General features: G+C 70.3%; 4 protein-coding genes. 2 read left to right on the top strand and 2 right to left on the bottom strand.

Annotated elements, in window-relative coordinates:
* Positions 1 to 79 precede the first annotated feature (79 nt).
* A complete protein-coding gene (locus tag ACZ60J_RS26650) occupies positions 80 to 2,059 on the top strand; it encodes an acetoacetate--CoA ligase (protein ID WP_469685574.1) in 1,980 nt (659 codons plus the stop codon).
* Positions 2,060 to 2,129: 70 nt separating this feature from the next.
* Positions 2,130 to 3,053: a hypothetical protein gene (locus ACZ60J_RS26655; RefSeq protein ID WP_469685576.1), complete on the top strand. Its 924-nt coding sequence runs from the start codon at positions 2,130 to 2,132 to the stop codon at positions 3,051 to 3,053.
* Between the two features lie 103 nt (positions 3,054 to 3,156).
* On the opposite strand, the gene ptsP is transcribed toward ACZ60J_RS26655, so the two are convergent.
* Positions 3,157 to 4,827: a phosphoenolpyruvate--protein phosphotransferase gene (ptsP, locus tag ACZ60J_RS26660; protein ID WP_469685578.1), complete on the bottom strand. Its 1,671-nt coding sequence runs from the start codon at positions 4,825 to 4,827 to the stop codon at positions 3,157 to 3,159.
* Between the two features lie 74 nt (positions 4,828 to 4,901).
* Positions 4,902 to 5,351 (bottom strand): PTS sugar transporter subunit IIA, encoded by a 450-nt coding sequence (locus ACZ60J_RS26665; RefSeq protein WP_469685580.1) that lies wholly within the window; start codon positions 5,349 to 5,351, stop codon positions 4,902 to 4,904.
* Positions 5,352 to 6,052: the final 701 nt, after the last annotated feature.

Raw genomic sequence — 6,052 nt, forward strand, 5'->3', positions numbered from 1 at the left:
CACCGCACATGTCAGACCACACGCCAGACCACGACACGCCCACGAAGCGCGAACCGCAGACGTGACCGGGAGCCGACGCATGACCGCAGCAGCCACCTCCTCCGAGCCCCTCTGGTCCCCGGGCCCCGACCGGATCGCCGCGGCCCGGATCACCGCCTTCCAGTCCTGGGCCGCCGAACACCACGGCGCCCCCGCGGACGGCGGCTACCCGGCCCTGCACAGCTGGTCCGTCGACGCGCTGGACACCTTCTGGCAGGCCGTCGCCGAGTGGTTCGACGTACGGTTCACCACCCCGTACGAGTCCGTCCTCGCGGACCGCTCCATGCCGGGCGCCGTCTGGTTCAAGGGCGCCACCCTCAACTACGCCGAGCACGCCCTGCGCGCCGCCGAGGACCCGGCCCGCGCCGCCGACGCCGCGCTGCTCCACGTGGACGAGACCCACGAGCCCACCCCCGTCACCTGGGCCGAGCTCCGCCGCCAGGTCGGCTCGCTCGCCGCCGAACTGCGCGCCCTCGGCGTGCGCCCCGGCGACCGGGTCAGCGGCTACCTCCCCAACATCCCCGAGGCCGTCACCGCACTCCTCGCCACCGCCGCCGTAGGCGCCGTCTGGACCTCCTGCGCCCCCGATTTCGGCGCGCGTAGCGTCCTGGACCGCTTCCAGCAGGTGGAGCCGGTGGTCCTCTTCACCGTCGACGGCTACCGCTACGGCGGCAAGGAACACGACCGCCGCGACACCGTCGCCGAACTGCGCGCCGAGCTCCCCTCGCTGCGCGCCGTCGTCCACATCCCGCTCCTCGGTACGCCGGCCCCCGAGGGCGCCCTCGCATGGTCGGCGCTCACCGCAGCCGACACCGAGCCGGTCTTCGAACCGGTCCCCTTCGACCACCCGCTCTGGGTCCTCTACTCCTCGGGCACCACCGGCCTGCCCAAGGCCATCGTCCAGTCGCAGGGCGGCATCCTCCTCGAACACCTCAAGCAGCTCGGCCTCCACTGTGACCTGGGCCCCGAGGACCGCTTCTTCTGGTACACCTCCACCGGCTGGATGATGTGGAACTTCCTCGTCTCCGGCCTGCTCACCGGAACCACCGTCGTGCTCTACGACGGCAGCCCGGGCTTCCCCGACACCGGTGCCCAGTGGCGCATCGCGGAGCGGACCGGTGCCACGCTCTACGGGACCTCCGCCGCCTACGTGATGGCCTGCCGCAAGGCGGAGGTCCACCCCTCCCGCGACTTCGACCTCTCCGCGGTCAAGTGCGTGGCCACCACCGGATCCCCGCTGCCGCCCGACGGCTTCCGCTGGCTCCACGACGAGGTGGCCGAGGACCTCTGGATCGCCTCAGTCAGCGGCGGCACCGACGTCTGCAGCTGCTTCGCCGGCGCCGTCCCCACCCTCCCCGTCCACATCGGCGAGCTCCAGGCCGCCTGCCTGGGCACGGACCTCCAGGCCTGGGACCCCTCCGGCAAGCCCGTCGTCGGGGAGGTCGGGGAGCTCGTCGTCACCAACCCCATGCCGTCCATGCCGATCCGCTTCTGGAACGACCCGGACGGCAGCCGCTACCGCGACAGCTACTTCGAGATGTTCCCCGGCACCTGGCGTCACGGGGACTGGATCACGATCACCGACCACGGCTCCGTCGTCATCCACGGCCGCTCCGACTCCACCCTGAACCGGCAGGGCGTCCGGATGGGCTCCGCCGACATCTACGAGGCCGTGGAGCGCCTGCCCGAGATCAAGGAATCCCTGGTCATCGGCCTGGAGGAGCCGAACGGCGGGTACTGGATGCCGCTGTTCGTCCACCTCGTGCCAGGCGCCGTCCTCGACGACGCCCTCCGTTCCCGGATCAAGGCCACGATCCGGGAGGAACTCTCCCCGCGCCACGTCCCCGACGAGATTATCGAGGTCCCCGGCATCCCCCACACCCTCACCGGCAAGCGCATCGAGGTCCCGGTCAAGCGCCTCCTCCAGGGCGCCCCCATGGCCAAGGCGGTCAACCCCGGCTCGGTCGACAACCTCGACCTCCTGCACTTCTACGAGGCCCTCGCCCGCACCCGCGGCTGACGGCGGCGGCCACTGTCAGTGGCCGTGATTACTCTGAGTGAGCAAGTGATCGCGCCACTCAGGGGGAACCATGCGCCGCTCGAACGACACCGGAACCGGCACCACCACACCGCGCCCCGCCCGCACCGGCAGGTACCGCACCCTGCGCCGCGAAGTCCCCAGCACGGTCGGCCTCCTGGCCGACCCCGGGGACTTCGCGGCCATGCGGGGGTACCGAAGCTTCGCCTTCGACGACCACCGCGACTACCTGGACCACGTGGACCGGCTGCTCCGCTCCCTCGCGGCCCAGGGCATCCACACCACGGTCGCCCTGTTCGACCCCGTGGAATACGCCGACTTCTGCGCGGACCACGGACTGGACCCGGACACCCCCGGCTCCCGCACCCGCTTCACCGCCGAACTGGGCGGCGCCACCGGCGGCATCCCCTATGCCGGCCAGCCCATCGACGAGCTGGTCCCGCTCCTCGTGGATTCGGCCGTCCGGCAGGCCACCTGGGAGTACGCGAGCTCGCTCCTGGCCGAGGTGGGCCGCTGCGCCGACTGCGGGGAGGACATCGGGACCGCCTCCTTCGAGCGCGCCGCCGAGGCGCTCCGGCGCCTCGTGGACCGGGCCGGTCCGGGCCACCACCACCTGGTGTGCAGCGTCCCGGCCCCGGCGGAACAGCTCGTGGCGGTCCTGCACGCCGACACCGACACCGGCCCCGCCGGCCGGCCCCGGGTCGGCGGTCGCGACGGCCTCGACTTCGTGACCGTCCTCGCCGCGGGCCTGGCCCTCGGCGGACCCGGGGGACTGGTCCTGCGCACCACCACCGAGGGGGACCGGGACCGCGTCCACGGCTGGCGCCTGGACCGCGGCCGCCTCGTACCCCTCTCGGCGGCGGCGGTCTTCAACGCCTACTGCACCGACGCCGACACCGGGGAGCCCGTGGGCCCCGAGCCCGGCGTCGAGTACTGCCCCGGCTACGAGGTGGACGAACCGGGCCCGCACCACTGATCCGGACGCACTCCGGCCGCCCGGCAACGGCCGAGGGGCCCCCGCCACCGGCGAAGGCCCCTCGAACGTCACTCCGCGCCAACCGGCGCGGTACTTCCTCTTGCTACTCGCCGGACAGCACTGCCTGGGCAGCCACCCGGGCCTCCTCGGCGGTGTCCGAGGCACGCGCGGCGGCAGCCGCACGCTCGCACTGGGCGAGGGTGTACTTGGCCAGCGTCGCCCGCACGTAGGGAATCGAAGCGGCACCCATCGAAAGGGAGGTGACACCCAGACCCGTCAGCACACAGGCCAGCAGCGGGTCGGAGGCCGCCTCGCCACAGACGCCGCAGCTCTTGCCCTCGGCCTTGGCGGCTTCGGCCGACATGGCGATCAGGTCGAGCAGCGCGGGCTGCCACGGGTCCTGCAGCCGCGATACGGCACCGACCTGACGGTCGGCGGCGAAGGCGTACTGGGCCAGGTCGTTGGTGCCCAGCGAGAGGAACTCGACCTCCTGGAGGATCGAGCGCGCCCGCAGCGCGGCGGAGGGGATCTCCACCATCGCACCGAACTTCGCCTTCAGACCGGCCTCGCGGCACGCGTCCGCGAACGCCTTGGCGTCGGTGCGGTCGGCCACCATCGGGGCCATGACCTCGAGGTAGACCGGCAGCCCCTCGGAGGCCTTGGCCAGCGCGGTCAGCTGCGTACGCAGCACGTCCGGGTGGTCCAGCAGCGAACGCAGACCACGGACACCCAGAGCCGGGTTCGGCTCGTCGGCCGGGGTCAGGAAGTCCAGCGGCTTGTCGGCGCCGGCATCCAGGACGCGTACGACGACACGACCCTCGGGGAAGGCTTCGAGGACCTTGCGGTACGACTCGACCTGCTTCTCCTCGGTCGGCGCCTTCTTGCTGTCGTCCAGGAAGAGGAACTCGGTGCGGAACAGGCCCACACCCTCGGCCCCGGCATCGACGGCCGCCGGCACGTCCGCGGGACCGCCGATGTTGGCGAGCAGCGGAACCTTGTGACCGTCGGAGGTCGCACCCGGACCGGAAGAAGCGGAGAGAGCGGCCTTGCGCTCGGCCGCCGCGGCCTCCAGCTCGGCCCGCTTCTCGGCGCTCGGCTCCACGAACAGGTCGCCGGTGCTGCCGTCCACGGCGATGACCGTGCCCTCGGCGATCTCACCGGCACCCGGCAGCGCCACGATGGCCGGCACACCCAGCGCCCGCGCGAGGATCGCGCTGTGGCTGGTCGGGCCGCCTTCCTCGGTCACGAAACCGAGGACCAGCGCCGGGTCGAGCAGAGCGGTGTCGGCGGGAGCCAGGTCCCGCGCGATCAGCACGTACGGCTCGTCGCTGTCGGGCACACCCGGCATCGGAACGCCGAGCAGGCGCGCGACGATGCGGTTGCGCACGTCGTCCAGGTCGGCCACGCGGCCGGCCATGTACTCGCCCGCACCGGCGAGCAGGTCGCGGTAGGCGGCGAACGCGTCGTACACACCGCGCTCGGCGGTGCTGCCGACGGCGATGCGCCGGTCGACGTCCGCCATGAGCTCGGGGTCCGTGGCGATCATCGCCTGGGCCTCGAGCACGTGCTGGGCCTCGCCACCGGCCAGCTGGCCCCGGGCGATCAGGTCGGCCGACACGGCTTCCACGGCCTGACGGGCGCGCCCCTGCTCGCGCTCCGCCTCGTCCGCGGTGATCTGCTTCGCCGGCGGTTCGAGAACCGCCGTGCCCATGTGCCGAACCTCGCCGATCGCCACACCGTGGCTCACGCCGACGCCTCGCAGCGTTGTCTCCATTTCACCCGTCTCCGATTGAGCGGCGGGTCCACCCGCCGCGTTGGATGTGCAGTTCGCCCGAGCAGGCGGATACGTCACTGCCAGCCGAAGAGAACGTCTCCGGCCTTCATGTCTCCGGCCTCGACGACGTCCGTGAGGGAGTCGGCAGTCGCTTCCAGCGCCACGACGGGGCAGATGGGGGACTTGCCGGCAGCCTCGACGGCCGCGGGGTTCCAGCGAATGACCTCCTGGCCGCGGGTCACGTTGTCGCCCTTGTTGACGAGCAGCTCGAAGCCCTCGCCGTTGAGCTGAACGGTGTCGATGCCCAGGTGCGTGAGCACACCGTGGCCTTCACTGTCGACGACCACGTACGCGTGCGGGTGCAGGGAGACCACTACACCGTCCACGGGGGACACAGCCGCCGAAGGCTCGCGCACGGGATCGATGGCGGTACCAGGTCCCACCATCGCGCCGGAGAACACCGGATCGGGCACTGCCGCGAGTCCGATGGCGGTCCCGGCAAGTGGGGACGTCACGCTGGTCATGGGGGCCTCCCAGGGGTGGGGCTTCGTCGTGTCGCCGTCACTACCTGTCGCGAACGGCGTACTCTCCAGAAGGATAAGTCACAAGATGTTCGGGTTCGCCCGATGTTGGTCCCGAACTGGACTGGTCCTTCGGCACGGAGACTAGTGGACTAGACCGGTGGACTAGACCATACGCCTGAATCGATTTGCTTGGGCCCTGCCCGACCTGTACTGTCGTGACTCCCGCCAGGAAGCCCCGCGTGAACATTTCGCGAACGGCTGATGGACGGGACTCCTCCTCTCCAGTACTGATCTTGATCTCTACTCCTTTCCGCATGCCTATTCGGCAAAACGGTGAGTGGTCAGAGAGACGGAAAAGGACTGATAGAGTCGGACTCGCCGGAAAGGGAAACCGCAGAAACGCGGATGACCTGGAAGGCGGGAAACAAGCGAGACGGACTCTGATAGAGTCTGAAACGCAAGAACAAAACAGAACGAAAGCCCGGAGGAAAGCCCGAGAGGGTGAGTACAAAGGAAGCGTCCGTTCCTTGAGAACTCAACAGCGTGCCAAAAATCAACGCCAAAAAGTTGATACCCCGTCCACTTCGGTGGATGAGGTTCCTTTGAAAAAAGACCTGTGAGGTCGCAGCTTCGGCTGTGGTGCTTGCAGGCGACAACACAGCGAGGACGCAGTGGACGGTCGGTCATATTCCGACATGACT

This window comes from Streptomyces sp. NPDC104226 (genome assembly GCF_055584085.1).

Excerpts from the sequence above, each read along its gene's own strand:
- ACZ60J_RS26650 (WP_469685574.1), top strand. The coding sequence starts at position 80 with ATGACCGCAGCAGCCACCTCCTCCGAGCCCCTCTGGTCCCCGGGCCCC.
- ACZ60J_RS26655 (WP_469685576.1), top strand. The coding sequence starts at position 2,130 with ATGCGCCGCTCGAACGACACCGGAACCGGCACCACCACACCGCGCCCC.
- ptsP (WP_469685578.1), bottom strand. The coding sequence starts at position 4,827 with ATGGAGACAACGCTGCGAGGCGTCGGCGTGAGCCACGGTGTGGCGATC.
- ACZ60J_RS26665 (WP_469685580.1), bottom strand. The coding sequence starts at position 5,351 with ATGACCAGCGTGACGTCCCCACTTGCCGGGACCGCCATCGGACTCGCG.